Origin of the sequence: Helicobacter pylori, assembly GCF_021062735.1 — a bacterium.
In the GTDB taxonomy this organism is placed as follows: domain Bacteria; phylum Campylobacterota; class Campylobacteria; order Campylobacterales; family Helicobacteraceae; genus Helicobacter; species Helicobacter pylori_DN.
The window spans coordinates 20,248-45,821 of record NZ_JAHXLB010000005.1 but is presented as its reverse complement, the minus strand read 5'-3'; the positions used below and the strand labels follow the sequence as shown (position 1 = coordinate 45,821).

Genomic DNA, 25,574 nt, shown 5'->3' with positions numbered 1-25,574 from the left:
ATTAACCCTCTGTAAGCTCTTTAATCAATTCATGCACGCTGATAATCTTATCCACTCTATAGCCGTTAGCCCCGGTAAAATAAAGCCCCTCTTCTCTGTTCCCTAAATAACTGCGCCCCAAGCCATCAGCGATGCAATAGCCCACCTTTTTAGCCTCTTCACCCCTGTTACAAGGCGCTACACAATTGCTCACGCATGCGATTTTGGGCGCATTACCCTCTTCAATGCGTTTGAGCACCCCCGTATTAATAGCCCTAGCCGGATAGCCTACAGGCGATTTAATGAGTAAAATATCTTCTTTGTTGAGCGTGGGCAAAAGATCGGCATACACTTTAGCGTCGCATTCCTTCGTGCCTAAAAAACGAGTCGCCATCTGCACCCCACTCGCTCCAAGGCTTAACATGGTGTCTATATCCTTCCTATCCCAAATCCCCCCAGCAGCGATGATAGGGATATTCCCCCATTCTTTAGAAGCTTCCACGACTTTAGGCACTAAGTTTTCTAATCGGAATTCTTCTTTGAAACAATCTTCGTATTTAAAGCCCTGATGCCCCCCACTCAAAGGCCCTTCCACAATGAATGCGTCCGGGATTCTTTTATACCGATCGCTCCATCTTTTACAAAGGATTTTTAAAGCCTTCGCTGAAGAAATAATAGGGATGAGCGCCACATCGCTAAAATCCTTAGCGAATTCAGGCATGTTAGTGGGCAAACCAGCCCCTGTAATAATGATGTTCGCTCCCGCTTCACAAGAGTCCCTTAAAACACGGCCATAGTCATTGATAGCGTATAAAATATTCGCCCCCAAAGGGTTGTTCCCACAAATTTTCCTAGCGTTTGCAAAAATCTCATTCAACGCTTTTTTGGAGTAAAAATTCAAAGCTTCAAAGGGTTTTTTAGCCACAATCCTTTCTACAAAACGCATGTTTTTATAATAACCAGTCCCTACGGCTGAAATCACTCCTAAAGCCCCTTCTTTGGCAACATTTCCAGCTAGTTCATCCCAGCTAATCCCCACACCCATACCCCCTTGAAAGATAGGGAATTTTATGGTGTGCTTACCGATTTTTAGCGGTTTGAGTGTTGATACCATAGCTCTTTCCTTAAATTAGTTAATATTTAATTTCATAAATCTTTTCTTACCAAGCTGTATAACATAATTTCCTTTAACAAAACGATAACTCTCATTTTTTATCACTTCTTGATTAATCTTTACCCCTCCCCCTTGAATATCGCGCCTGGCTTGTGAAGTGGATGGGCAAAAGCCAATCTGTTTTAACACATCTAAAATCCCAACCCCTTCATCAAAATCGCTCTCTGATAAAATTTCGGGCAAAAGGTTTGCGCTAAACACTTTAGAAAATTGCTCTTTAGCCTTGAATGCTTGATCATTATCATAATAACGAGCCACGATTTCACCAGCGAGATCCTCTTTAACGGCTTTAGGGTGCAAGGTCTGATTTAAAATACCATGTTTTAAGTCTTCAATTTCTTCTAAAGTCTTAGCGCTCAAAAGGGTGTAGTATCGCCACATGAGATCATCGCTCACGCTCATGATCTTCCCAAACATCGCATTAGGCTCTTCAGTGATCCCCACATAATTCCCCAAGCTTTTACTCATTTTTTGCACCCCATCAAGCCCCTCTAATAAAGGCATGGTAATGATAGACTGCTCTTTATTCAAGCCGTAAGCTCGTTGCAAAAAACGCCCCACCAGCAAATTAAACTTTTGATCATTGCCCCCAAGCTCAATATCCGCATCCATCGCCACTGAATCATAGCCTTGCAACAAAGGGTATAAAAATTCCACGATGCTAATGGGGCGATTTTCTTTATAGCGTTTAGCAAAATCGTCCCTTTCTAGCATTCTAGCGACTGAAAACTTCGCGCACAATTCTATCATGCCCTTTGCGCCTAAAGCATCCAACCAAGTGGAATTAAAGCACACTTCGGTGTGTTTTTCATCTAAAATTTTATAGATTTGCTCTTCATAAGTTTTAGCGTTTTCTAAGACTTGCTCCCGGTTTAAGGGCTTTCTGGTTTCATTTTTCCCTGTAGGATCGCCTATCATAGCGGTAAAATCCCCAATCAAAAACTTAACCCTAGCCCCATATTGTTGCAATAAAGCTAATTTTTGGATCAATACCGTATGCCCTAAATGCAAATCGGGAGCGGTAGGATCAAACCCGGCTTTAACGATAAAGCGTTCATTGGTTTCGTAATATTTTCTCACCAGCTTTTCAATGTATTCTAATCCAATGATTTCATTAGCGCCTCTTTTGATCTCTTTTAAGGCGGTACTGACTTTTTGTTCCATGTTCATTCCTTAATTAGGGCTTATTATGATTCATAAGCATCATCCAGACTGGATAATTCTACAATCCTATCCTGATATTTGCGATTGATTAAGGCTCTGATCCAATCCGCCTTATCCGTGGCTATTTCAAAACTCACTTCACAATGGCTAGAATATTTGTCTTTATAGCCTAGGTAAGACACGCCCACAATATTGCATTCATTCCTGTTTAAAAAAGTTAACAAACCCGCTAAAACCGACTTTTTTTCGCCTAAATAAAACATCATTTTATAAATCGTTCGATCCCGTTTGTGCCATTCTATATAAACCATAGGCGCTTTAGCGTCCACTTCCGCCATCGCTTTTTTGCAAAATTTATGGTGTGCAACCGCTTTTGGATCTTTTAAATCCGTTACAATCGCAATGATTTCATCGCCATATTTAGGGTAACAACAATCATTCAACAACACCTGTTTGATTTCTAAAGCGTTGCTTGAACAAACGCTAAAATGTTCTAATTCCTTACACTGCCACTGCCGATTGGGGGCTAAAAAATTCAAAACATTGGTTTTAAAACCCAAATACCTCAAACCTCGAGTCCATAAACTCATCTCTTGGTATTCTAAAATCGCATCTTCTTTTAAAGAAAACACTTTATTTTCAATTTCTTCAGTGAGCTTGGATAAATTTTCAAAGCTTTTCATCGCTTCTGTTAAAGTAGTCTCCACCCCGCAATCTGTTAATTTTTCTTCAAAGTTTTTATAATCTTTCAAATCCACATCTTCAAAAACAGAGCGCCCAAAAAAAGTCGTTAGAATATTTACCATGCTCTTAGTATCAATTTCTTTCAAGCGATTTCTTCTTTGGATGCGCAAATGGTTTTTAGCCTTAGAAGTTTTAAGCTGATCCATCCAAATGAAACGAGGTATTATTTTATCGCCTTTAACGATTTTAACCACATCCCCACTCCTTAATTCCTGATTGAGTAAGGCTTTTTTACTATTGATATAAGCGTCCGTGGCTTTATCGCCCAAATCGCTATGCACCATGTAAGCAAAATCTAAAGCAATCGCTCCTACCGGTAAGGTGTAAGTGTCCCCATGAGGCGAAAAAACGACAATATCTTCACGATACAAATCGTTCTTAGCGAGTTCGTAAAATTCCTTAGGGTCGTTTTTCAAATCGCTGTCATGGTATTTAAAATTTTGCAACCACCTCATGCCCTCATGATGATCTTCATTATCCACGCCCCCAGCTTTATACTTCCAGTGGGCTGAATTACCATACTCCGCCCCCATATGCATATCAAAGGTGCGGATCTGCACTTCATAAACAGAAGATTCATCAAAAATGGTCGTGTGTATCGTCTTATAGCCATTTTCTTTCGGTAAAGCGATGTAATCTTTAAAACGGGAGACAATGGGTTTGAAATTCAAATGGATAATCCCTAAAACTTTATAGCAATCAATCGGGTTTTTCAATAAAATCCTAATGGCTAACAAGTCCAAAATTTCATCAATATTAACCGCGCCCTTTCGTTGCATCTTAAGATAGATAGAATAGGGGCGTTTCACCCTTGTAACGAGTTTAAAATCCGAATGGCTAAACCCGCTATCAAAAAGTTTTTTTTCTAACTTGCTCGCAAAAGCGTTGAGTTTTAAGAGTAAAGACTGCTTGTTTTTGTGCAAATATTCCTTGATATTTTTATATTCTTCTGGATAAATATAATAAAAGCTCTTGTCTTCTAATTCATTTTTGATTGAAGACATGCCCAATCGACTCGCTATAGGGGCATACACCGCTAGAGTCTCTTTAGAAATACGCACCTGCTTGTCATGAGGCAAGGCGTCTAAGGTGAGCATGTTGTGCAACCTGTCGCTAATCTTTACCACTAAGGCTCTTGGATCTTGTATCGCGCTAATTAAAATCTTTCTAAAAGTGAGCGCTGAAACCACCATTCTGGGATCTTGAGAGCTCACCCCTAACTCTTCTTTCCTGATTTCAGTGATTTTAGTGAGCGCATCCACTAAATTAGCCACATCTTGCCCAAATTCTTGCTCAATCGTTTCAATCTTACAAGGCGTGTCTTCCACCACATCATGCAAAAGTGCAGCGCACACCATCGCTTCATCGCCCCCACAAAACGCTACCAAGCTTGCCACACAAATAGGATGGACGATATAAGGCTCGCCGCTCTTTCTATATTGCCCCTTATGGCTTTTGGCCGCTAAATTTAGGGCGTTTTCAATTTTGGGTGTGGAATCAATTAAAGTCCTTAAGATTTCAATGCCACCCTTTGGGGTCGTAACTTTTTTAATAACATCAAGAATCCGTAAGAATCCGATATCAACGGATTTATCAATTTCGTTCATCTATCCTGTCTATATCAATTTTCCCTTCAGCGATTTCTCTAATGGCAATATCCACTAATTTATGGCGTTTAGGGTCCATATTCACTAAAGTTTTGGCTCCGGCGTTTAATTGTTTCACACGAGCGAAAACTAAATTATCTAGCATGTAGCGGTCGTTCCCAATATTTTTTAAGGCTTGAGCGACTAAACTCTCTGTTCTCTCTTTTTTCAAACTGATCCTTTTATTTTGAGTTCTATCCAATTTTAAAGGGCTTATTTTACCATAGAAAATACGCCTTGTTGGTGCTTGATCACTTGCAATAAATTCCCCTTTTTGAACATGTTACACACCACAATGGGGAGCTTATTGTCTTTAGCTAAAGAAATAGCGGTATCGTCCATCACTTCAATATCCCCTATCAAGGCATCGTTATAGCTTAAAGTGTCTAATTTTTTAGCGTCTTTGAATTTGTTAGGATCTTTATCGTAAATGCCATCCACTTTAGTCGCTTTAATGATTAAATCCGATTCAATTTCAATCGCTCTTAAAGTGGCCGCCGTATCCGTAGTGAAAAACGGGTTTCCCGTGCCTGCGCCAAAAATCACCACCCTACCCTTTTCTAAATGCCTGATCGCTTTTCTGTAAATGTAACTTTCACAAATTTCTTTGATTTCAATCGCGCTCTGCACTCTTGTGTCTAAGCCGATATGCTCTAAAGCTTCTTGCATGGCTACCGCATTAATCACGGTGGCTAACATGCCCATATAATCCCCACTGGTGCGCCTAATGATCCCCCCTTGAGCCGTGCTAACCCCCCTAATGATATTGCCTCCACCAATCACAATACCCACTTCAATATCGTTTTCCACTAAGCTTTTGATCTCTTTAGCGATGTGATCTAACACATGAATGTCAATCCCAAACTGGTTGTCCCCAGCTAACGCTTCCCCAGAAAATTTCACCAAAACCCGTTTGTTTTTTATTTTTGCTTGCATGATCCCTTCTTAATTAATTAATAAAATTTTAATAAAACTTGTGATTGTAACCTAATCTTGCTTAAAAACACCCTTTCTGAATTTTAAGCCTACATTCCCAGCGAATCACTAAAAACGCTTGGGTTTTTGAATGCGTTTAAATAACAATTCACGATAGAACGCTTTAAGGCCTAATTGTTCTTTTTTGCCTAAAGTGTAGTAAATTTTTTGCAAGTAATGCAGAATGTCTTGGCGTTTTAAGTTGGTTTTTAAAGCGGCTTCTTTAAGGATGTAGTAAGGGATTTTTGTTTTTTGATGTTTGAAAGCTAAAGACAAACGCTTGTAAAAATCCTTGTTTTGATAATAACACAAACGCCCAAAAACAAACGGCAAGCGTTTTTTTTCATACCACAGAGCGGCTAAATCTATAAAATCTTTTTTGGGGTTGGAATAATAAAATTGCAACGCTTTATTGCCGATTAACACTTCGCCCTTTAACCCTAGCGCTTGAGAGAGGGCGTTTGAAGAAGCGCTTTCTTTATCAAAAGCGTTTTTTGTATCCACAACCAGCACGCTTAAAACTTCCTTATAAGCGACAATACCTAGAGAATAAGGATAAAGAGCGAATTGATAGCCAGCGATAGAAGAAATAAAGCCCGCATCAATACGCCTGAATAAAAAACTTTGATTGAGTTTGGAGGGGTAGGTTTTTTTAAGCCGTAAAAATTGTTTGAAATAACAAGGGGTGGGGTAGGATTTGATAAACACATCAAAAGGGAGCATGTTCAAATAATCAATTTTACCAAAACGCACTTAAAATCCTTTTTTGTATCGCATGGTAGCTAAAGTTTCTTACAACTTAACTAAAAGTAAAAAGAGTTTTGTTATCATGGAGTAGTTTGCAATGCATTAGTGAGTAATACTATTTAAAAAGGAGAAATGATGAAAGATTTTTTAGAAGATTACAAAAAAAGCGTTTCAGAAAGAGAAAGTGAGGGTATCCCACCACTCCCCTTAAGCGCTAAACAAGTTCAAGCCGTCGTTGAGATTTTAATGAAAGATCCTACAAACGCCGCTTTCGCTAAAGAATTACTCATTCACAGAGTAAGCCCTGGGGTTGATGAGGGGGCGAAAGTGAAAGCGGAATTTTTAGCCAAATTGTCTCAAAAAAAACTAGAATGCGCACACATTAGCGCTTTAGAAGCGACCACTCTTTTAGGCACGATGCTTGGGGGGTATAATGTAGAGCCTTTGATTATGGGCTTAGAGAGTCAAGACAAAAACATCGCTAAAGAGAGCGCAAAAGCGTTAAAAACCACTCTTTTAGTCTATGGATCGTTTGATAAGATCGCCGCAATGAGTAAAACTAACGCTTTAGCTAAAGAGGTGCTAGAGTCTTGGGCGAACGCTGAATGGTTTTTGAATAAAGAGCCTTTGAATGAATGCATTGAAGCGTGCGTGTTTAAGATTGATGGCGAAACCAATACCGATGATTTAAGCCCAGCGAGCGATGCTTTCACACGAAGCGATATTCCTTTACACGCCAAAGCCATGCTAAAAAACCGGATTGAAAATTACGAACAACGCATAAAAGCCATTAAAACTAAAGGCGTTCCTGTAGTGTATGTGGGCGATGTGGTTGGCACAGGAAGCTCTAGAAAAAGCGCGACAAACTCTATCATGTGGCATTTTGGTAAGGACATTCCTTTTGTGCCTAATAAAAGGAGTGGGGGCATTGTGATTGGGGGGGTGATCGCTCCGATTTTCTTTGCGACTTGTGAAGATAGTGGGGCGTTACCCATTGTGGCTGATGTTAAGGATTTAAAAGAGGGCGATAGGATTAAAATCTATCCTTATAAAGGCGAAATCACGCTAAACGATAAAGTGGTTAGCACCTTTAAGCTAGAGCCTGAAACCTTATTAGATGAAGTCAGGGCTTCTGGGCGTATCCCTTTAATCATCGGTAGGGGTTTGACTAATAAAGCACGTAAATTTTTAGGGCTAGGCGAATCTGAAGCGTTCAAAAAACCAGCCGCTCCTAAAAGCGACGCTAAAGGCTACACTTTAGCCCAAAAAATCGTAGGCCGTGCTTGCGGGGTGAAAGGGATCTTACCTGGCGCTTATTGTGAGCCAAAGGTTACCACCGTGGGCAGTCAAGACACCACAGGGGCGATGACTAGAGATGAGGTTAAAGAATTAGCGAGTTTGAAATTTGATGCGCCTTTTGTGTTGCAGAGTTTTTGCCATACCGCCGCTTACCCAAAACCTAGCGATGTGAGTTTGCATGCAACCTTGCCTGGCTTTATCACTCAAAGAGGCGGTGTGGCGTTGCATCCGGGCGATGGCGTGATCCATACATGGCTGAATCGCATGGGATTGCCTGACACTTTAGGCACAGGGGGGGATAGCCACACCCGTTTCCCTTTAGGCATTAGTTTCCCGGCAGGGAGTGGGTTAGTCGCTTTTGCAGCGGTTACAGGCACGATGCCATTGAACATGCCAGAATCGGTGTTGGTGCGTTTTAAAGGTGAAATGAATCCTGGGATCACCTTAAGGGATTTAGTGAATGCAATCCCTTATTATGCGATTAAAAAAGGGTTACTCACGGTGGAGAAAAAGGGTAAAATCAATGTCTTTAACGGGCGTATTTTAGAGATTGAAGGCTTGCCTGATATTAAAATGGAGCAGGCCTTTGAACTAAGCGATGCGAGCGCCGAAAGGAGCGCGGCTGCTTGCGTGGTGCGTTTGAATAAAGAGCCGATGATTGAATACTTGAAATCCAATATCAAGCTGATTGATGAGATGATTGCAAGCGGTTATGAAGATAAAGAGACTTTGAAAAAACGCAAAGATGCGATGCAAGCTTGGGTGGATAATCCGGTATTGTTAGAGCCAGATAGTAACGCTCAATACGCTGCTGTCATTGAAATTGATGTGGCAGAAATCACGGAGCCTATTTTGGCATGCCCTAATGACCCCGATGATGTCGCTACTTTGAGCGAAGTTTTAGCGGATATGACCGGCAAAAGACCGCATGCTATTGATGAAGTATTTATTGGATCTTGCATGACGAATATCGGGCATTTTAGAGCCTTTGGCGAAATCGTTAAAAACGCTCCTCCCAGTCAAGCACGCCTTTGGGTAGTGCCACCCAGTAAAATGGACGAACAAGAGCTTATTAATGAGGGCTATTATGCGATTTTTGGGGCTGCCGGGGCAAGGACTGAAGTCCCAGGCTGTAGCTTGTGCATGGGCAATCAAGCGAGGGTTAGGGATAATGCGGTCGTCTTTTCTACTTCCACACGGAATTTTGATAATCGTATGGGCAGAGGGGCTAAAGTGTATTTAGGCAGCGCGGAGCTTGGGGCGGCGTGTGCTTTACTAGGGAGAATCCCCACTAAAGAAGAATACATGAACTTAGTGAGCGAAAAGCTAGAGAGCCAAAAAGACAAGATTTATCGCTACATGAATTTTAATTTAATGGAGAATTTCAGGCTCTAGTTTTATTTCCATTAAAAGGGGTGATCCCTTTTATTTGGCTATGACTGAGTGTTGAGAGAGGATAAAAAAGGAGAGTGGTGATGAAAAAAATCGTTGTGAGTTGGTGTGTAGTGTTGGCTTTTTTAAGCGCGGATCCAGTGCAAGACAATAAAACGATCAGTAACGCGGATTTGATTAAAGAAATAAGGGATTTAAAAAAAGTCATCAGTGCACAAAACACTGAGATCAACAATTTAAGAAAAGTGCAAGAAGTGTTGTCTGGGCAATTAGGGGACATGCGTAAGGATATATTAAGCACTAGAGATTATTGCATTAGCTTAAGGCCTTATATCTATAATTGGCGCTAGGGGATCATCAAAGCATGAGAGCATGCACCATTTGATCCTTTGATGCAATCCTTTAATGGTTGAAAAATATGGTTGAAAAATTAAAAGTTAGGGGGTTTTGGTTTTCGCTTTGTGCCCTTATAATGGGGATTTTATAGGGTTTGAGTGTTTAAAAGTGCGTTTAACCCACATGCCTTGAAAAAAGCTCTCTTGTTGGATTGTAGGGGTAAAATCAGTCCCCTTATTAAATATTATATAATAAAATTTTAGGAAATTCAGTTTAAAGATATTAAAAAATGCCATACGCCTTAAGAAAAAGATTTTTCAAACGCCTTGTGCTGATTGTTTCCACTTTTTGCGCGATAAGCTTGAACGCTAAAAGCTATCTGTTTTCCCCCTTGCCCCCAGCGCACCAGCAAATCATTAAGACAGAGCCTTGCTCTTTGGAATGCTTGAAAGACTTGATGTTGCAAAATCAAATTTTTTCTTTTGTTTCTCAATACGATAACGACAACCAAGATGAAAGTCTTAAAACTTATTACAAAGACATACTCAATAAACTCAACCCCGTATTCATCGCTTCTCAAACTCCAGCTAAAGAAAGCTATGAACCTAAGATTGAATTAGCGGTTTTACTGCCTAAAAAGGTGGTGGGGCGTTATGCGATTTCGGTGATGAACACCCTTTTAGCGTATTTGAACACCAGAAACAACGATTTCAATATCCAAGTCTTTGACAGCGATGAAGAGAGTCCTGAAAAATTAGAGCAAACCTATAAAGAAATTGAAAAAGAAAAATTCCCTTTTGTGATAGCCTTATTGACTAAAGAGGGCGTGGAAAATTTGATCCAAAACACTACCATTAGCACCCCTACTTATGTGCCTACGGTGAATAAAGCACAATTAGAAAATCATACCGATCGTTCTTTAAGCGAGCGCTTGTATTTTGGGGGGATTGACTATAAAGAGCAATTAGGCATGCTCACGGCTTTCATTAGCCCTAATTCGCCCGTGATTGAATACGATGATGATGGCCTAATAGGCGAACGCTTGAGGCAAATCACGGAGTCTTTAAACATTGCAGTCAAACACCAAGAAAATATTTCTTACAAGCAAGCCACCAGTTTTTCTAAAAATTTTAGAAAAAATGATGCGTTTTTTAAAAATTCTACCTTGATTTTAAACACCCCTACCACTAAAAGCGGTCTAATCCTTTCTCAAATAGGGCTTTTAGAATACAAGCCCTTTAAAATCCTTTCCACACAAATCAACTTCAACCCCTCTTTACTCTTACTCACCCAGCCCAAAGACAGAAAAAATTTATTCATTGTCAATGCCTTACAAAATAGCGATGAAACGCTGATAGAATACGCCTCCTTATTGGAGAGCGATTTAAGGCATGATTGGGTGAATTATTCCAGCGCGATAGGGCTAGAGGTGTTTTTAAACACGCTGGATCCGCATTTTAAAAAATCTTTTCAAGAGAGTTTAGAAGACAATCAGGTCCGTTACCACAATCAAATTTATCAGGCTTTGGGGTATTCTTTTGAGCCGATAAAAAATGGAAGCGGAACCAAAAAAGAATAATATTTAGATAATTATTTGAATACTTTCATTTTTAATAGGTTTTTTAATAAAATTGGATTACGATGCGAGCGAAAATTAAACAAAGGTTATTCTATGTTAAAATTTCAAAAATTATCTCTATTGTTTGTTTCCATTCTTTATAATCAAAGCCCTTTATTGGCTTTTGATTATAAGTTTAGCGGGGTAGCAGAATCCTTTTCTAAAGTGGGGTTTAACCATTCCAAACTCAATTCCAAAGAAGGCATTTTCCCTACAGCCACTTTTGTAACCGCCACAATCAAGCTTCAAGTCGATTCCAATCTGCTCCCTAAAAGCATTGAAAAACACAGCCTAAAAATAGGCGTTGGCGGGATTTTAGGAGCGCTCGCTTACGATTCCACAAAAACGCTCATAGACCAAGCCACGCATCAAGTCTATGGCTCAGAACTTTATTACTTCATAGGGCGTTGGTGGGGGTATTTAGGCAACGCTCCTTGGAAAGACTCTCGCATAGAATCTGACGCTCACACCCGTAATTATGTCTTATATAATTCCTATTTATTTTATTCTTATGGCGATAAATTCCACATCAAATTAGGGCGTTACCTTTCTAACATGGATTTTATGAGCGGTTATACAGAGGGTTTTGAAGTAGAATATAAAATCAAACCTAAAGTGGCGTTAAAATGGTTCAGCTCTTTTGGGAGGGCTTTGGCTATGGGGCAATGGATACGAGATTGGTATGCCCCTATTGTTACTGAAGACGGCAGAAAAGATGTTAATGATGGCATTCATGCGGTGCAACTCTATTTTTCTAGCAAACATGTTAAAGCCACGCCCTTTTTTTATTTTTCACCTAAGACTTACGAAGCGCCCGGGATTAAAATCCATATTGATAGCAACCCAAAATTTAGAGGTTTAGGGTTACGATCTCAAACCCTTATCAATGTAATTTTCCCCGTTTATGCTAAAGATTTATACGATGTGTATTGGCGTAACTCTAAGATTGGCGAGTGGGGTTCATCGCTTTTAATCCACCAACGCTTTGACTACAACGAATTTAACTTTGGCTTTGGTTATTACCAAAATTTTGGCAACGCTAACGCAAGGATTGGCTGGTATGGTAACCCAATCCCTTTTGACATAAGAAGTAACAGCGTTTATGGTTTGGTTTTTAGTAACGCTGTTACCGCAGACTCTGTTAGCGGATATGTCTTTGGTGGGGGCGTGTATAGAGAGTTTTTATGGGGTATTTTAGGCAGATACACTTACGCCACCAGAGCGAGCGAAAGATCCATTGACTTGCACTTGGGTTATAAATGGGGTTTTTTTGCTAGCGTTGATGTGAATTTACAATACTATGCGGTGAGCATGCACACTGGCTATAAGACTAATGATCTCACTAGCCCTTTTGATAAAGCCTTTAAGGCGAACACACAAGACAGGAGCAATCTCATAGTGAGTTTGAAATTCTTTTTTTAAACCCTATCAATTAGGCTTGGTGGAATTGAGCCATTGTTTTTGGAAATCAATGGCTTTTCTCAATTCGGCTTCTAGTTGGGCTAAAATATCTTTTAAGGGCTTAACATCAACCAAATTGTCTTGCTTGAAAGAATCCAGCTGTTTGTCAATTTGCAAAGCGGCGTCTAGCGCGTCTTGGGGGAATACCGGCTCGCCTAAAGCCTTTTTAATCGCTTCGCCGATTTCAATCGTTTCAGAGCCTTGATGATCTTTTAAGTTAGGATTATTTTCTTTGTCCTTAGGCTTAGGCTCTAAGATCAAGTGCAAATGTTTGATTTTTTCATGCAAATCGTTAAGATCTTTTAAGTGATCGGTATTGCGCCCCCTATCCACCGCTTTTTCTAAAAGCTTATCGCTCAGGCTTACTAACTGATCGCTTAATTTAACGCTGTTAGCTTGAGCTTCTGTTACTTCATCAATATCAATCGCTGCTAAAGCACTCACAAAATAAAAGGGCAACGCCCACCTTCTAAAACGAGAGAAAAACTTCTGCATTTACCTTCCTTAAATACGCTTAAAAATGATACTTTTTAATATGGTGGAGCTGTGGGGAATCGAACCCCAGTCCAAAAATCTTGTCCTAAACACAAACTTCTACAATGCTTAGAAAATTGGTTAGTTTTTTAGCCTTAAAACTAGCTCTGGTCCAACTTTCTAAAACCTTGAGATAGTTTCAAGAGTTCTTGTTTCTTAGTTTAAAAGGCGAACCACCTTTTAAAAGCGTCTAGCTTAAGGTTATGGAGTGATTAAAACGCTAGAAATTCTAATCAGTCCAGCTCCAAAAGGAGATTAACTCACGCAGCTTTAGCGTAAGCTGGAGCGTAATCTGTGTTGTTTACAGTTATTTTTGTTGCTGTTTTACAAGCAGCACTTGGCATGCTGTCTGTGCGACAAGAAATCTGTCGAAATCCAAGTCAGCCCCATAATTTTAAAAGCTTGTCTATTTTAGCCAACTTTTGCTAACAAAATGCAATGAATCATTAAAAATCATTGGCGCACAATATCAATGTTTTCATCTTTAGGCTTAAAAACAAAGATTTCATCAGCAATGGTGGGGTTAATTTCTGTTTGAGAAAAAGTGATCGTTACAAGATTGTTCATTTCATCTTTAAATTCCAGCGAAAAAGGCTTGCCGTCTTTGAAAACCAAACGATAAGTGGTTTTGTTGATAGTCGTTTTAAAAGAGCCGTCATCTTGCTTTTTTAAGCGCTTGAGAATGGTGAAAAAATCCGTCTTGTCTTTTAAGGGCGTGATGGTCGCTTGAAACAAATTAGGCTCATAAATTACCACTTCTTTATCGTTCATGTAAATTTCTTTTTTTAAAGGCTTTTCATAAACCCATAAAGCCCAATTAGGGGCTTTAGCCTTTAAAACCCCATAATAAACTAAAGGCTTTTCATTTTTTAAAACCTGCTTGAAATTCGCGCTAAAACTTTGCAAATGCTGCAAAACCTCTTCTTCTTTAGAAAGCGTTGAAGGATTTTTAGCATAAGCAACGCTCATAAAAATCAAAACCATTAAAATCTTTAAAAAAGCTTTCATCATTCAAACCTTAAAATCATCTCTTACCTCAATAAAACTCTCTATTTTACAAGACTTTTATTTTATCCATGCTAAAATGGGATTAAAAACTGACGCTTTAATAAAATAAATGGGATTAAAGCACTCTTAATAAGGTTATTACTACTATGATAAAAGCAATAATTGGAAAAATCATTGGCACCAGAAACGATCGCTGGATCAAACAATACAAAAAAAAAGTCCTAGCCATCAACGCCTTAGAGCCTACTTATGAAAAAATGAGCGATGATGAGCTGCAAAACGCTTTTGAAGAATTAAAAAAACGAGTGCGATCCACAGAAAAAGATTTACAAGAAAAAACCCTTTTAGAAGTTTTACCAGAAAGCTTTGCTATCACTAGAGAAGCGAGCAAAAGGATCTTAAAGATGCGCCATTTTGACGTGCAACTCATTGGGGGCATGGTCTTAAACGATGGCAAAATCGCTGAAATGAAAACTGGAGAGGGTAAAACTTTAGTCGCTACTTTAGCGGTGGCTTTGAACGCTTTAAAGGGCGAGAGCGTGTATGTGGTAACCGTTAATGATTACCTAGCGCATAGGGATTCTAAAGAAATGGAGCCGTTGTATCATTTCTTAGGTTATAGTGTAGGCACGATCACCGCAAGCGTGCGAGATGATGATGAGCGTTTAGAAATTTATTCTAAAGACATTGTTTATGGTACTAATAATGAATTTGGCTTTGACTATCTAAGGGATAACATGAAATATTCTTTAGAGCATAAAGTGCAAAAATCGCATGCGTTCGCTATTGTTGATGAGGTAGATTCCATTTTAATTGATGAAGCGAGAACCCCTTTAATCATTTCAGGGCCTGTGGATAGGCGCATGGAAAATTACAACAAGGCTGATGAAGTCGCTAAAAGCATGCAAGTGGAAACCGATTTCACCATAGACGAAAAAAACCGTGCGATTTTAATCACTGAAGAGGGGATTAAAAAAGCCGAAAACCTCTTTGGCGTGGATAATTTATACAAGATTGAAAACGCCGCCTTATCGCACCATTTAGATCAAGCCTTGAAAGCGAATTACCTCTTTTTTATTGATAAAGATTATATTGTAGCCAATAATGAAGTGGTGATTGTAGATGAATTTACCGGCCGTTTGTCTGAGGGGAGGCGCTTTAGTGAGGGCTTGCATCAGGCTTTAGAGGCTAAAGAGGGCGTGAGCATTAAAGAAGAGAGCCAAACCTTAGCCGATATTACTTTCCAAAATTATTTCAGGATGTTTTCTAAACTCGCTGGCATGACAGGCACGGCTCAAACCGAAGCCACAGAATTTTTAGAAATCTATAATTTAGAAGTGGTGTCTATCCCTACTAATCTAGCGATCAAGCGAAAAGATTTGAACGATCTAATCTATAAGAGTGAAAAAGAAAAATTTGACGCTGTGATCCTTAAGATTAAAGAATTACACGATAAGGGACAGCCTGTTTTAGTTGGCACGGCCAGCATTGAAAAGAGTGAAACCTTGCACGCTTTACTCAAGAAAGAACGCATCCCTCACACCGTTTTAAACGCCAAGCAGCACACCAAAGAAGCTGAAATCATCAAAGACGCCGGGCTTAAAGGAGCGGTTACGATTGCGACTAACATGGCAGGCAGAGGCGTTGATATTAAGCTCACTGATGAAATTAAAGAGCTTGGGGGGCTGTATATCATTGGCACTGAAAGGCATGAGAGCCGTAGGATTGACAACCAATTAAGGGGGCGAAGCGGGCGCCAAGGCGATCCGGGAACAAGCCAATTTTATTTGAGTTTAGAAGACAATCTGTTGCGCATTTTTGGGAGCGATAGGATTAAGGGGGTGATGGAAAAATTAGGGCTTAAAGACGGCGAACACATTGAATCAAAGCTTGTAACAAGAGCGGTGGAAAACGCGCAAAAAAAAGTGGAGAACTTGCATTTTGAAAGCCGTAAGCATTTGTTGGAATATGATGATGTCGCTAATGAGCAACGAAAAAGCGTGTATAAATTTAGAGATGAGTTATTAGATGCCAATTACGATATTGGCGCTAAAATCGCTGAAAACAGAGAATACGCACTCAATCAAATCTTTTCTAAACTCAAAGCCTTTGACCATCAAAACCTGTCTAAAGAGGAACTTTTAGGGCTTAAAAACATCTTAAAAGAAGATTTTAATGCTCATGTTGGATTAGAAGATTTAGAAAAAGCCTCTCCTATTGAAAATTTTGTCGCTGAAAAATTAAAAAGCGATTATGAAAACAAAATGAAAGTTTTAGATAGCGAACAAAGAAGCCGGATTGAACGAATCGTGTATTTGCAGATTTTAGACAACGCATGGCGAGAGCACCTTTATACGATGGATAATCTCAAAACTGGTATTAATTTAAGAGGCTATAACCAAAAAGACCCCCTTGTAGAATACAAAAAAGAGAGTTACAACCTTTTCTTAGAACTCATTGAAGACATTAAAATGGAAGCGATCAAAACCTTTTCTAAGATCCAGTTTGAAAATGAGCAAGATTCTAGCGATGCGGAGCGTTATTTGGATAACTTTAGCGAAGAAAGAGAGCATGAGAGCATAACCTACCGCCATGAAGAAGCCTTAGATGAAGATTTGAATGCGACCATGAAAGCTTTCGCTAAAACCCCTAAAAGGAACGAGCCTTGCCCTTGTGGGAGCGGCAAAAAATATAAAGATTGTTGCGCTAAAAGCGGGCCTAAAAAGGGCTTATTTGCCAAATAGATCGTTGATTTTTTTCCTTATCAAGCGTTATTTGCGTTTTGATAAAAGCCAACCTTTTATTAGCATCACCGCCCTGTTGGCTTTCTTTGGCGTGGCGGTTGGCGTGATGGTTTTAATTGTGGCTATGGCGATCATGAACGGCATGAGTAAGGAATTTGAAAAAAAGCTTTTTGTGATGAACTACCCCTTAACGCTCTATACCACAAGCCCTTATGGGATCAGCGAAGAGGTGGTGCAAGCTTTAGAAAAAAAGTTCCCTAATTTGCTTTTTAGCCCCTATTTGCAAACTCAAAGCCTGATTAAAAGCGCGCATTCCATGAATGGTGGCGTGGTGTTTGGGGTTGATTTTTCTAAAGAAAGGCGTATTAATGAAGTTTTAAACGACGCTTTAAAAAACACCAATGAAAACGATCTTTTTAAAAACCCTTTTAATTTGATCGTGGGGAAAAGCTTGAGATACAGCTTGAATTTAGATCTCAATCAAAAAGCCGATTTGTTTTTCACCGAATTAGAGCCAACAGGCCTCACGCTCTCCCCTATCATGAAGCGTTTTACCATCAAAGGCGATTTTGATTCAGGACTAAAATCTTATGACATGAGCTACATGTATTCTAGCCTTCAAGCCATAAGTGCGATCAGGAGGTTGCCCTTAGGGCTTTATGATGGGGTGCATGTGTATTCTAAAACGCCCATGAAGGATATTGAAATTTTACGCAACGCTTTAAAAACCATCAACCACCATGGCATAGGCATTGAAGGGTGGTGGCAACAAAATGGGAATTTTTTCTCGGCCATGGAATTAGAAAAAAGAGCGTTATTCATTGTGCTCATGCTCATTATTTTAATGGCGTCTTTGAATATCATCAGCTCGCTTTTAATGGTGGTGATGAACAGGCGTAAAGAAATCGCCCTACTCTTTAGCATGGGGAGCAGCCAAAAAGAAATCCAAAAAACCTTTTTTTATTTGGGGAATATCATTGGTTTAGGCGGTGTGGCGCTTGGGGTAATTTTAGCGTTTTTAAGCATGTATCTTTTAAGCGTGTTCCCTATCATCTCGCTTCCAGCGGATGTTTATGGCATTAACACCTTGCCTTTGGATTTGTCTTTAATGGATTTTACGCTCACTTTAATAGGCTCTATCATTATCGTAGCGCTTTCTTCTTATTACCCGTCTAAAAAAGCTTCTCATATTGACGCTTTAAGCGTGTTAAGGAATGAATAAATTAAAAAATTAAATCATATTGAGATTAAATAAGGCTTTGAATGTCTGTATTTGATTAACAAAGAAAAATTTTATCCTCAAAATTAAAAAAAACAATAATATTATGCTAATATAAGGAACGACTTAGTTAAGAATTAACTTTGTAAGTCGGACTTCGTAGAAAAAAGGACGAAAGATGAACAGACTGATTAGACTCTCAAGATCTGTAAGAAAAAATTTTCTTTGAATGGTGTTGGCTTACTCTATTTTTTGTTTATACTAAGGGTTAAACATGAACTATAAAGTTGCATCTGCTAAAAATATCGCAACGCTTCTTTTTTTATTCTCTTCTCAAAGTCAAGCTTTTGATTTGGGTAAAATCGCTAAAATTAAAGCGGGTGCTGAAAGTTTCTCTAAAGTCGGTTTCAATAACAAACCTATTAACACTAATAAAGGGCTTTACCCTACCGAAACCTTTATGACGATCATGGCTTACATGCAAGTAGATTTTACGGAACTCTTGCCCAAAAGTGCTACGGCTAATGGGCATCATTTAGACGGGAGTCTTGGGGGTTGGGGGGGTGCTGTTATTTATGATACCACTAAGGATTTTATTAACGAAGTTACAGGAAAACCCTATGGGGCTATGACTTGGAACTATGTGGGCTATTGGGGCGGTCTTGTGGGGCAAAAACCATGGGCTAGTTGCGGGTTAGCCACAGGGAATTTGACCCAAGGCCAATACGATAAGATGACTCAAGCTGAAATGACGCAGTTGTCTAATCAAGAAGCTTTAGAGGCTTCCACTTGCGCAAAAAGTTATGCCGATCACACCAGGAACTATGTGATTTATAACGCTTACTTGCACTACAACTACAGAGATATTTTTGAAATTAGGGGCGGGAGATACGAATCCCCAGCGGATTATATGAGTGGTTACAACCAAGGCTTGGATATGACCTTAAACTTAGGGAATTTCAAATTCTGGTGGTTTAGCTCTTTTGGCCGTGGCTTTGCCTATAATGAGTGGCTTTATAATTTCTATTCGCCTAAAACCTACACTCTTAAAAATGGGCAAACCATAAACCCTGGGGTGCATGCCTTTTATATCATTTGGAATTACAAGGGTTTTAGCATTCAGCCTTTTGTCTATTTTTCACCCTTTAACGAATACGACCCTAACTTTACGATCACTTATGATAGTAACCCCACTTTTACTGGCTTAGGGTTTCGCTCTCAAACCGATATTACCGTGCTTAATCCCTTTTACGCTAAAAGATTTTGGGACACCTATCAATTTGGCATGCCAGCCGGTAAGAACGCGCACAGCTTGATGATCAAACAAAAGTTTGAATGGAATGAATACAATTTCGGTTTTGGGATTTATAAATCCTTTGGGAACGCTAACTGGATGATAGGCTACCATGGTAACCGCTTGGGCTTTGACTTTTGGACGAACACCGTTTATGCAAACACCCTTAACTCTTTGTCTTACATGATGGACGCGAACGCTTTCACCGTGTTTGCCTTTGGCGGTGGGGTGCATAGGAAATTCCTTTGGGGTTTATTGGGGCGTTTGACTTATGGGCCTAGGGCGAACGAACAAGTCCTATCGCTCAACTTGGGCTATAAATTCACTAAAAATTTCTCAGCCGACATCAAATTTGAATATTATAATGTGTTGATGCATCAAGGCTATAAAATGGGGTGGAACGGGCCAAAATTAGACAGCCAACCCGCCACCGATCAAGACAGGAGCCATATTTTCACCGAAATCGTGTGGAAGCTTTAAACCCTCTTTAAATAACAACCCTTTAAGGGTTTGTTAAAACGCCTAGCAAAAAATAGCCATTAAAAACGCTTTATCGCCTATTTTAGGGCTTGTTTTTAAAAAGCGTTAGAATTTTTAAATTTTTTTATTATGCTATTTTTGGCTCTGTGATACTAAAACTTTTATTTTTAAAATGGGCTTTTGGTTGCTTTGTTTTGTCATTTTAAAATTTGTTTTATTAAACTTATCACAAAACTCAAAAACTCATTTTAAACTTTTATCTAAAACTCATTTTATAAGGGGATAGGGGGGTATTTTGAAATCATTCTCCCCCTTAACCCCCAACTAGATCCCCCTAACCCCAAGAAGACCGCCTTAAGAAATTATCGCTTGATTAAAATCAAGCTCTTTTATTATTTGATTGTAAAAAATACTTTTTAGCATTTTTTAGGTTTTATTTTTGTTGTAAAACTTATTTTTTTAAAACCCTGATTTTAGCGCTCATTAAATCGTGGTTTAAAGCTTTTTTGATGTTTTCAAATTGGCTTTTTTTGTTTTTAAGGCTTGTGATTTCATGATCCAAAGTGCTTAAAACGTTAGCGATAGCGATTTGTTCGTTTAGAGGGGGTAAAAGGATTTCAAAATCTTTTAAAGTTGCCATTACGATATAAGGGGTATTACCTTCATTTCTATTTGTTTGAATATGAGATTGCAAAAACATTGTTAAAAAATATTTTACAAATATAATATGTTCACTAAAATTATCCAACACATAGGTTCTTTGATAGGCGTTAAATTTGCCCTTATAGTAATGCACATACCCTACATACGCACCATTTCCAGAAATTAAAATTGCTTCTGTGTCAAAAGCGTACTTATCTATAAAATAATATTCTTTTGCACATGTATAAAATCTATATTTTCCATAATGAACCATTTCATTTGCATCTAATGAACCGGTTGTGATTTCGCATATATCCCCAAGCCTCACTCTTTGCCAGGCTTGATTGAAGCCTTTCAAGCGTTTTCTTTGACTCAATAGTTCAAAGCTTAAAGCTTTTTTAACGCCCTCTTTTTTAAGAATGAGGGCTCTCAAAGAGCAAAGATAACGATTCAAACCGCTTAAAATGTTAGCGATAGCGATTTGTTCGTTTAGAGGGGGCAAAAGGATTTCAATGTTTGAAATTGTCATTTTAGTTAAACTAGGAACACCGGTCGCTTCGTTATAGTTTGACCATTTTATGATAGAAAAAGCATAAAATATAAATTTTGGAATGGATTTTTTAAATAAATAGCTATAAAATAGTGTATCTACTACCCAAAATTTACCATTTAGATAAATAGGCTTATCAATAGTCCCTTTTCTCCCTATGCAAACACTTTCACCATTATGAAGGAAATTATTAATTGATAGCATATAGCCACCGCTTCCATAAACAGGAATATTTCCTAATTTAAAATTTTTGTAATCTCTACCATGCTTTAATGTTAATATATCCCCAAGCCTTACTCTTTGCCAATTTAAGGGCAGCATTAATGCGTCCATGCGTTCTTTTGAATGGTTTTAAAAAAGACAATGTGCTCTAATTTGTTCATTTTGCCCCCTTTAAACTTCTAAAACGCTAGCGATAAAAAGGCTCTTTTTTAAGCCCTCATCGCGCGCATGGAGTTGGCTAAGGCTAAAAGCGTGACCCCCACATCGCCAAAGACCGCTTCCCACAAGCTCGCTACCCCTATAAGCCCCAGCACGATAAAAACCGCTTTAATCCCCAAAGCGAACAAGATATTTTGCCAAATGATGCTTTTAGTTTTTTTAGCGATCGCCAAAACTTTCACTAACGAATTTAAGGAGTCATTAGTGATCACAATGTCTGCGCTTTGCTTGCTCAATTCTGAGCCTTTCCCCATGCCAATCCCCACATCAGCGCTCGCTAGAGTCGGAGCGTCATTGATGCCATCGCCTACAAAAATCGCCGGGGCTTTATAGCGTTCTTTAAAAGTTTTAAACACGCTCGTTTTTTCTTCAGGCAACAAGCTCGCATAATATTCACAGCCTAGAGTTTGAGCGATGCTCTCAGTTGCGCTTTTTCTGTCCCCGCTCAAAATGCAAAAATTCTCTATCCCTTGTGCTTTTAAATCCCTTAAGCATTCTATGGCGTCATCTTTAATCTCATCGCTAATGACGATATAGCCCACATAAGCCTGATTGAAAGCCACATGCACGATCGTGCCGTTTTCTTTGGAAGGGCTGTGCGCGATATTGAATTGATCGAGCATTTTTTCATTCCCTGCGATGATTAAATCCGTATTGCATTGTGCTTTAACCCCCATTCCGCTCACTTCTTCGTAATTTTTAATGTCATGCTGGTGCTTATCGTCCTTTAACATTTCTTCGCATGCTTTTTGAATGGATAAAGCGATCGGGTGCGTGGATAAAAGCTGCGAACAAGAAGCGTAATGCAAAACTTCTTCTTTAGAATGCCCATTTTGCGGCACAATATCTACCACTTTAAAAACGCCTTTAGTCAAAGTGCCGGTTTTATCAAAAGCGATGCTTTTAGCTTGGGTAAGCACCTCTAAAACATGCACGCCTTTCATTAAAATGCCCTTTCTGCTCGCCGCTCCCACGCCCCCAAAATACCCTAAAGGCACAGAAATCACTAACGCGCAAGGACAGCTCACCATTAAAGCCACAAGCCCCCTATAAATCCACTCATCAAAGCTCCCCATAGAAAACAAGGGCGGTAATATAGCGATCATTAGCGCAATGAATAAAACGCTTGGGGTGTAGTAGCGTGAAAATTTAGTGATAAATTTCTCGGTTTCGCTCTTTTCATTCGTGGCTTGTTGGACTAAATCCACCACTTTAGCGATAGAAGAATCTTTATACATTTTTTCTACTTTAATTTCAAGGACCGCTTTTAAATTCAAGCTCCCCCCTAAAACTTTAGAGCGTTCGCTGACATTAACAGGCATAGACTCCCCACTCAACGCCCTTTCATCTAGCAAACTTTCGCCCTTAACTACCACGCCATCCACAGGCACTTTTTCGCCGACTTTCACCACCACAATGTCATTGACTCTTAAATCTTCAGGCGCAACGCTCACTAATGCATCGCCCTTTTTCAAATAAGCCAGATTAGGAGCGACATCCACCAAAGCCTTAAGGGATTTTTTAGAGCGAGAGACAGCGAGTTTTTGCAAAAATTCGCCCGCTGAATAAAACACCATAATAGACACGCTCTCTTCATAAGCCCCCACGCAAAAAGCTGCAATAGTCGCAATGAGCATCAAAGCGTTTTCATCAAAAAATTGCCCTTTTCTAAGCCCACGAAACGCCCCTAAAATCACATCTTTACCGCTCACTAGATACACTAAAGCGAGCACCACAAACACCGCTTTTTCAATAAAGGGGCTAGGATTTAGGTGTAAGATTAAGATCGCGCCCAAAAAGACAGCGATCGTAATGATGAGTGGGGTAAAACTCAAGGGCTTTTCTGTAGCCTCTTTAAAAGACAGGCTCAAATGCGGTTCATTCTGCTTGATAAAAGCCTTAACCTTTTCAAAATCGCTCGTATCCAAAAACAACTTACTGGTGCTGAAATTGATTTGAGCTTTTTTCACATAATCTAATTTGTTTAAATCCCTTTCCAATTTAGACGCGCAATCAGGGCAATCCAAATTATGAATGTGGTATTCTTGCATTTTCTCTCCCTTATAAAAATCCTTTTAAGAAATCTTTCTAAAACTCAGCGCTTTAAGCATGTGAGATTTTTCTATATTCTCGCAAGCGTTTAAATCCGCAATCGTCCTAGCGACCTTTTTGACCTTATTAATAGAGCGCATGGACAGATTAAACCTTTCAACCGCCTGCTCTAACAACTTTTTTGCTTCAGCGTTTAAAGGGCAAAATCGTTCTATCTGTTCTTCATTAAGCTTACCATTAAAAGCGCTCTGTTTCCTTAACTTTTGCTGTTTGAAAGCTAATAATACCAATTCATGCATCTCTTTTGAAGTCCAAGAATGCGACGGCGTGTCTTTATAATTCCCCTCTTCCATTTGCACGAACAGATCAATCCTATCCAAAAAAGGCTCGCTCAAGCGGTTTTTATACTGCGTGATTTCTCTATCTTGGCAACGGCATGCTTTGGTTGAGCTGAGTAAATTCCCGCACAAGCAAGGGTTTTGAGCCCCTACAAATAAAAAAGAAGTTTCGTATTCAATCTTGCTGTGCACTCGTGAGATCACTAATTTATTGTTTTCTAAAGGCTCTCTTAAAGCTTCCAAAATATCCTTTTTAAAATGGGGCAATTCATCAAAAAAAAGCATGCCGTTATGCGCTAGCGCGATTTCGCCGGGTTTTGGCTCTCTTAAAGAGCTTGAGCCTAAAATACTGGATTTTGAAGCGCTCTGGTGAGGGTTTCTAAAGCTCCTTAAGGGGTAATAGGCACTGTCTTGCTCGCTTAAAATGCGTAATTTTGTCGCTTCTAAGATTTCATTCAGGCTCAATGGAGGCAAGATATAGCGCATGCGATTAATGATCATGCTTTTCCCACACCCTGGACTCCCCTCTAAAATCAAATTATGAAACCCAGCGCTAGCGATCAAAGCGGCTTCTTTAGCGACAGCTTGCCCCTTAACTTCTTTAAAATCTAAGGCATAGGCGTCTGAAAAATAATACTCTTTATCGTTCAATTCTATCGTTTTAAAGGGTAGTTTTTTCGTGTGGGTGTCTGCTTTGATTTCAGGGTTTTGCAAGATTTCTAACGCTTCTTTAAAATGCTCCACAAAAAAGCATTGCAAATTAGGGATGAGCGAAAAAAGCTCTTCATTCGCCTTAGGCGCAATGATTTTGGCATGGGGGCGCTTAATGGCAATGTCTAAAAGCATGGGGAAAATGTTAGGATTGGGTTTGATCTTGCCATCAAGCCCTAACTCCCCAAAAGCAAACCACTCTTTAAAAGCCAACTCTTGTTTTTGCAAAGCGATTAAAAGAGCGATAGGCAAATCAAAATGGCTCCCGGATTTAGGCAAATCTGAGGGGGAAAGGTTGATGGTGATTTTTAAAGGCGGGAAAGTGAAATCGTTATTTTGTAAAGCCGATTGGACCCGCTGCTTGGCTTCTTGGATAGAATTATTAGCCAAGCCTGAAATCACAAACGCCGGCAAAGCCCTTGTGAAAGTCGCTTCCACAGCCACGATTTCTGCCACCCCCCTTTGCATGGTTGCGCAAAATATCGTGTTAATCATGGTTGTTACTTGTGTTTTTGTTTTTTTTGCAGCTCTTTGAGTTCTTTTTCAAATTTCTTACGCTTCAAAATGGATAATTTATCCACGAATAACACGCCATTGAGGTGATCGATCTCATGCTGAATGGCTACCGCTAAAAGCTCGCTCGCTTCTAAAATTTTCACTTCAGCGAAGCGGTTTTGATACTCTATCTTAACCTTTTCAAAGCGCTCCACTTCTTCATAAAATCCCGGCACAGACAAGCACCCCTCTTTATATATTATCGTCCCTTTAGTTTCTATAAACTTAGGGTTAATGATTTCTAAGCAGTCTTCTTTGTGTTGCACGCCGTCTTCTTGCGGGAGATTGATAATGAGCATTCTTAAAGGCAAGCCCACTTGAATAGCGGCTAACCCTATCCCCTCACTAGCGATCATAGTCTCATGCATGTCATCTAGCTGTTGGTGGAGTTTTGCATCAAAAGAAACGACCTCTTTAGAAATCGTTCTTAAAATTTTAGAAGGGTAATGGATAATCTCTAATAACGCCATG

At 39.4% G+C, this 25,574-nt stretch carries 19 protein-coding genes, 1 other RNA gene and 1 pseudogene; 8 read left to right on the top strand and 13 right to left on the bottom strand.

Going from position 1 to position 25,574, the window contains the following annotated elements:
* Nucleotide 1 precedes the first annotated feature (1 nt).
* The 6 genes from fabX to KX581_RS03180 all read right to left on the bottom strand — a co-directional run bounded on the left by fabX (nucleotide 2) and on the right by KX581_RS03180 (nucleotide 6,435).
* Nucleotides 2-1,093 (bottom strand): nitronate monooxygenase, encoded by a 1,092-nt coding sequence (gene fabX, locus KX581_RS03205; RefSeq protein ID WP_220954505.1) that lies wholly within the window; start codon nucleotides 1,091-1,093, stop codon nucleotides 2-4.
* Nucleotides 1,094-1,108: 15 nt separating this feature from the next.
* Nucleotides 1,109-2,317, bottom strand: coding sequence for a tyrosine--tRNA ligase (gene tyrS / locus KX581_RS03200; protein WP_180629447.1), 1,209 nt, complete (start codon nucleotides 2,315-2,317; stop codon nucleotides 1,109-1,111).
* Nucleotides 2,318-2,340: 23 nt separating this feature from the next.
* Nucleotides 2,341-4,668, bottom strand: a complete 2,328-nt coding sequence (locus tag KX581_RS03195) for a RelA/SpoT family protein (RefSeq protein ID WP_231175567.1) — start codon at nucleotides 4,666-4,668, stop codon at nucleotides 2,341-2,343.
* On the bottom strand, nucleotides 4,655-4,879 hold the full coding sequence (locus KX581_RS03190) for a DNA-directed RNA polymerase subunit omega (RefSeq protein WP_000712202.1): 225 nt from the start codon (nucleotides 4,877-4,879) through the stop codon (nucleotides 4,655-4,657). Before KX581_RS03190 ends, KX581_RS03195 begins: the two co-directional genes overlap by 14 nt.
* A gap of 41 nt (nucleotides 4,880-4,920) precedes the next feature.
* Entirely contained in the window at nucleotides 4,921-5,643 is a 723-nt protein-coding gene (pyrH, locus tag KX581_RS03185; RefSeq protein WP_231175566.1) for a UMP kinase, read from the bottom strand.
* 108 nt (nucleotides 5,644-5,751) lie between these two features.
* Nucleotides 5,752-6,435, bottom strand: coding sequence for an MqnA/MqnD/SBP family protein (locus KX581_RS03180; RefSeq protein ID WP_120968857.1), 684 nt, complete (start codon nucleotides 6,433-6,435; stop codon nucleotides 5,752-5,754).
* 129 nt (nucleotides 6,436-6,564) lie between these two features.
* Here KX581_RS03180 and acnB point away from each other — a divergent pair, with 129 nt between their 5' ends.
* From acnB to KX581_RS03160, 5 genes and pseudogenes are all read left to right on the top strand, one after another.
* A complete protein-coding gene (gene acnB / locus KX581_RS03175; protein WP_231175565.1) occupies nucleotides 6,565-9,123 on the top strand; it encodes a bifunctional aconitate hydratase 2/2-methylisocitrate dehydratase in 2,559 nt (852 codons plus the stop codon).
* An 80-nt stretch (nucleotides 9,124-9,203) separates the two neighbouring features.
* Nucleotides 9,204-9,470 (top strand): hypothetical protein, encoded by a 267-nt coding sequence (locus KX581_RS03170; RefSeq protein ID WP_203262652.1) that lies wholly within the window; start codon nucleotides 9,204-9,206, stop codon nucleotides 9,468-9,470.
* A gap of 68 nt (nucleotides 9,471-9,538) precedes the next feature.
* Nucleotides 9,539-9,719, top strand: a pseudogene (locus KX581_RS08405) (hypothetical protein).
* 26 nt (nucleotides 9,720-9,745) lie between these two features.
* Nucleotides 9,746-11,035 carry an IS701 family transposase gene (locus KX581_RS03165; RefSeq protein ID WP_231175564.1) on the top strand — a complete coding sequence of 430 codons (1,290 nt, stop codon included), beginning with the start codon at nucleotides 9,746-9,748 and terminating at the stop codon, nucleotides 11,033-11,035.
* Between the two features lie 93 nt (nucleotides 11,036-11,128).
* A complete protein-coding gene (locus KX581_RS03160) occupies nucleotides 11,129-12,496 on the top strand; it encodes an outer membrane family protein (RefSeq protein WP_231175563.1) in 1,368 nt (455 codons plus the stop codon).
* A gap of 6 nt (nucleotides 12,497-12,502) precedes the next feature.
* Here the strand turns inward: KX581_RS03160 and KX581_RS03155 are convergent, their stop codons facing one another.
* The 3 genes from KX581_RS03155 to lolA all read right to left on the bottom strand — a co-directional run bounded on the left by KX581_RS03155 (nucleotide 12,503) and on the right by lolA (nucleotide 14,077).
* Nucleotides 12,503-13,030 carry a hypothetical protein gene (locus KX581_RS03155; protein ID WP_231175562.1) on the bottom strand — a complete coding sequence of 176 codons (528 nt, stop codon included), beginning with the start codon at nucleotides 13,028-13,030 and terminating at the stop codon, nucleotides 12,503-12,505.
* 41 nt (nucleotides 13,031-13,071) lie between these two features.
* Nucleotides 13,072-13,457, bottom strand: a transfer-messenger RNA (tmRNA) gene (gene ssrA, locus KX581_RS03150).
* A gap of 65 nt (nucleotides 13,458-13,522) precedes the next feature.
* The gene (lolA, locus tag KX581_RS03145; RefSeq protein WP_231175561.1) at nucleotides 13,523-14,077 is read right to left on the bottom strand and encodes a LolA-like outer membrane lipoprotein chaperone; all 555 of its coding nucleotides are present in this window, start codon (nucleotides 14,075-14,077) and stop codon (nucleotides 13,523-13,525) included.
* A 146-nt stretch (nucleotides 14,078-14,223) separates the two neighbouring features.
* On the opposite strand from lolA, the gene secA reads away from it, so the two are divergent.
* The 3 genes from secA to hofF all read left to right on the top strand — a co-directional run bounded on the left by secA (nucleotide 14,224) and on the right by hofF (nucleotide 19,814).
* Entirely contained in the window at nucleotides 14,224-16,821 is a 2,598-nt protein-coding gene (secA, locus tag KX581_RS03140) for a preprotein translocase subunit SecA (RefSeq protein WP_231175560.1), read from the top strand.
* A complete protein-coding gene (locus tag KX581_RS03135) occupies nucleotides 16,811-18,043 on the top strand; it encodes an ABC transporter permease (RefSeq protein WP_231175559.1) in 1,233 nt (410 codons plus the stop codon). The genes secA and KX581_RS03135 overlap by 11 nt, the downstream gene beginning before the upstream one ends.
* A gap of 271 nt (nucleotides 18,044-18,314) precedes the next feature.
* Nucleotides 18,315-19,814: an outer membrane beta-barrel protein HofF gene (hofF, locus tag KX581_RS03130; RefSeq protein WP_231175558.1), complete on the top strand. Its 1,500-nt coding sequence runs from the start codon at nucleotides 18,315-18,317 to the stop codon at nucleotides 19,812-19,814.
* Nucleotides 19,815-20,265: 451 nt separating this feature from the next.
* On the opposite strand, the gene KX581_RS03125 is transcribed toward hofF, so the two are convergent.
* From KX581_RS03125 to def, 4 genes are all read right to left on the bottom strand, one after another.
* On the bottom strand, nucleotides 20,266-21,327 hold the full coding sequence (locus KX581_RS03125; protein WP_414600152.1) for a restriction endonuclease subunit S: 1,062 nt from the start codon (nucleotides 21,325-21,327) through the stop codon (nucleotides 20,266-20,268).
* Nucleotides 21,328-21,437: 110 nt separating this feature from the next.
* Nucleotides 21,438-23,498: a heavy metal translocating P-type ATPase gene (locus tag KX581_RS03120; RefSeq protein ID WP_231175556.1), complete on the bottom strand. Its 2,061-nt coding sequence runs from the start codon at nucleotides 23,496-23,498 to the stop codon at nucleotides 21,438-21,440.
* Nucleotides 23,499-23,522: 24 nt separating this feature from the next.
* Entirely contained in the window at nucleotides 23,523-25,043 is a 1,521-nt protein-coding gene (locus KX581_RS03115) for a YifB family Mg chelatase-like AAA ATPase (RefSeq protein WP_231175555.1), read from the bottom strand.
* A gap of 5 nt (nucleotides 25,044-25,048) precedes the next feature.
* Nucleotides 25,049-25,573 carry a peptide deformylase gene (def, locus tag KX581_RS03110; RefSeq protein ID WP_231175554.1) on the bottom strand — a complete coding sequence of 175 codons (525 nt, stop codon included), beginning with the start codon at nucleotides 25,571-25,573 and terminating at the stop codon, nucleotides 25,049-25,051.
* Nucleotide 25,574 lies beyond the last annotated feature (1 nt).

Coding starts and splice junctions, on each gene's coding strand:
- KX581_RS03155 (WP_231175562.1), bottom strand. CDS start 13,030: ATGCAGAAGTTTTTCTCTCGTTTTAGAAGGTGGGCGTTGCCCTTTTAT.
- KX581_RS03160 (WP_231175563.1), top strand. CDS start 11,129: ATGTTAAAATTTCAAAAATTATCTCTATTGTTTGTTTCCATTCTTTAT.
- fabX (WP_220954505.1), bottom strand. CDS start 1,093: ATGGTATCAACACTCAAACCGCTAAAAATCGGTAAGCACACCATAAAA.
- def (WP_231175554.1), bottom strand. CDS start 25,573: ATGGCGTTATTAGAGATTATCCATTACCCTTCTAAAATTTTAAGAACG.
- KX581_RS03120 (WP_231175556.1), bottom strand. CDS start 23,498: ATGCAAGAATACCACATTCATAATTTGGATTGCCCTGATTGCGCGTCT.
- tyrS (WP_180629447.1), bottom strand. CDS start 2,317: ATGGAACAAAAAGTCAGTACCGCCTTAAAAGAGATCAAAAGAGGCGCT.
- KX581_RS03115 (WP_231175555.1), bottom strand. CDS start 25,043: ATGATTAACACGATATTTTGCGCAACCATGCAAAGGGGGGTGGCAGAA.
- pyrH (WP_231175566.1), bottom strand. CDS start 5,643: ATGCAAGCAAAAATAAAAAACAAACGGGTTTTGGTGAAATTTTCTGGG.
- KX581_RS03170 (WP_203262652.1), top strand. CDS start 9,204: ATGAAAAAAATCGTTGTGAGTTGGTGTGTAGTGTTGGCTTTTTTAAGC.
- KX581_RS03125 (WP_414600152.1), bottom strand. CDS start 21,327: ATGCTGCCCTTAAATTGGCAAAGAGTAAGGCTTGGGGATATATTAACA.
- lolA (WP_231175561.1), bottom strand. CDS start 14,077: ATGAAAGCTTTTTTAAAGATTTTAATGGTTTTGATTTTTATGAGCGTT.
- KX581_RS03195 (WP_231175567.1), bottom strand. CDS start 4,668: ATGAACGAAATTGATAAATCCGTTGATATCGGATTCTTACGGATTCTT.
- secA (WP_231175560.1), top strand. CDS start 14,224: ATGATAAAAGCAATAATTGGAAAAATCATTGGCACCAGAAACGATCGC.
- acnB (WP_231175565.1), top strand. CDS start 6,565: ATGAAAGATTTTTTAGAAGATTACAAAAAAAGCGTTTCAGAAAGAGAA.
- hofF (WP_231175558.1), top strand. CDS start 18,315: ATGAACTATAAAGTTGCATCTGCTAAAAATATCGCAACGCTTCTTTTT.
- KX581_RS03165 (WP_231175564.1), top strand. CDS start 9,746: ATGCCATACGCCTTAAGAAAAAGATTTTTCAAACGCCTTGTGCTGATT.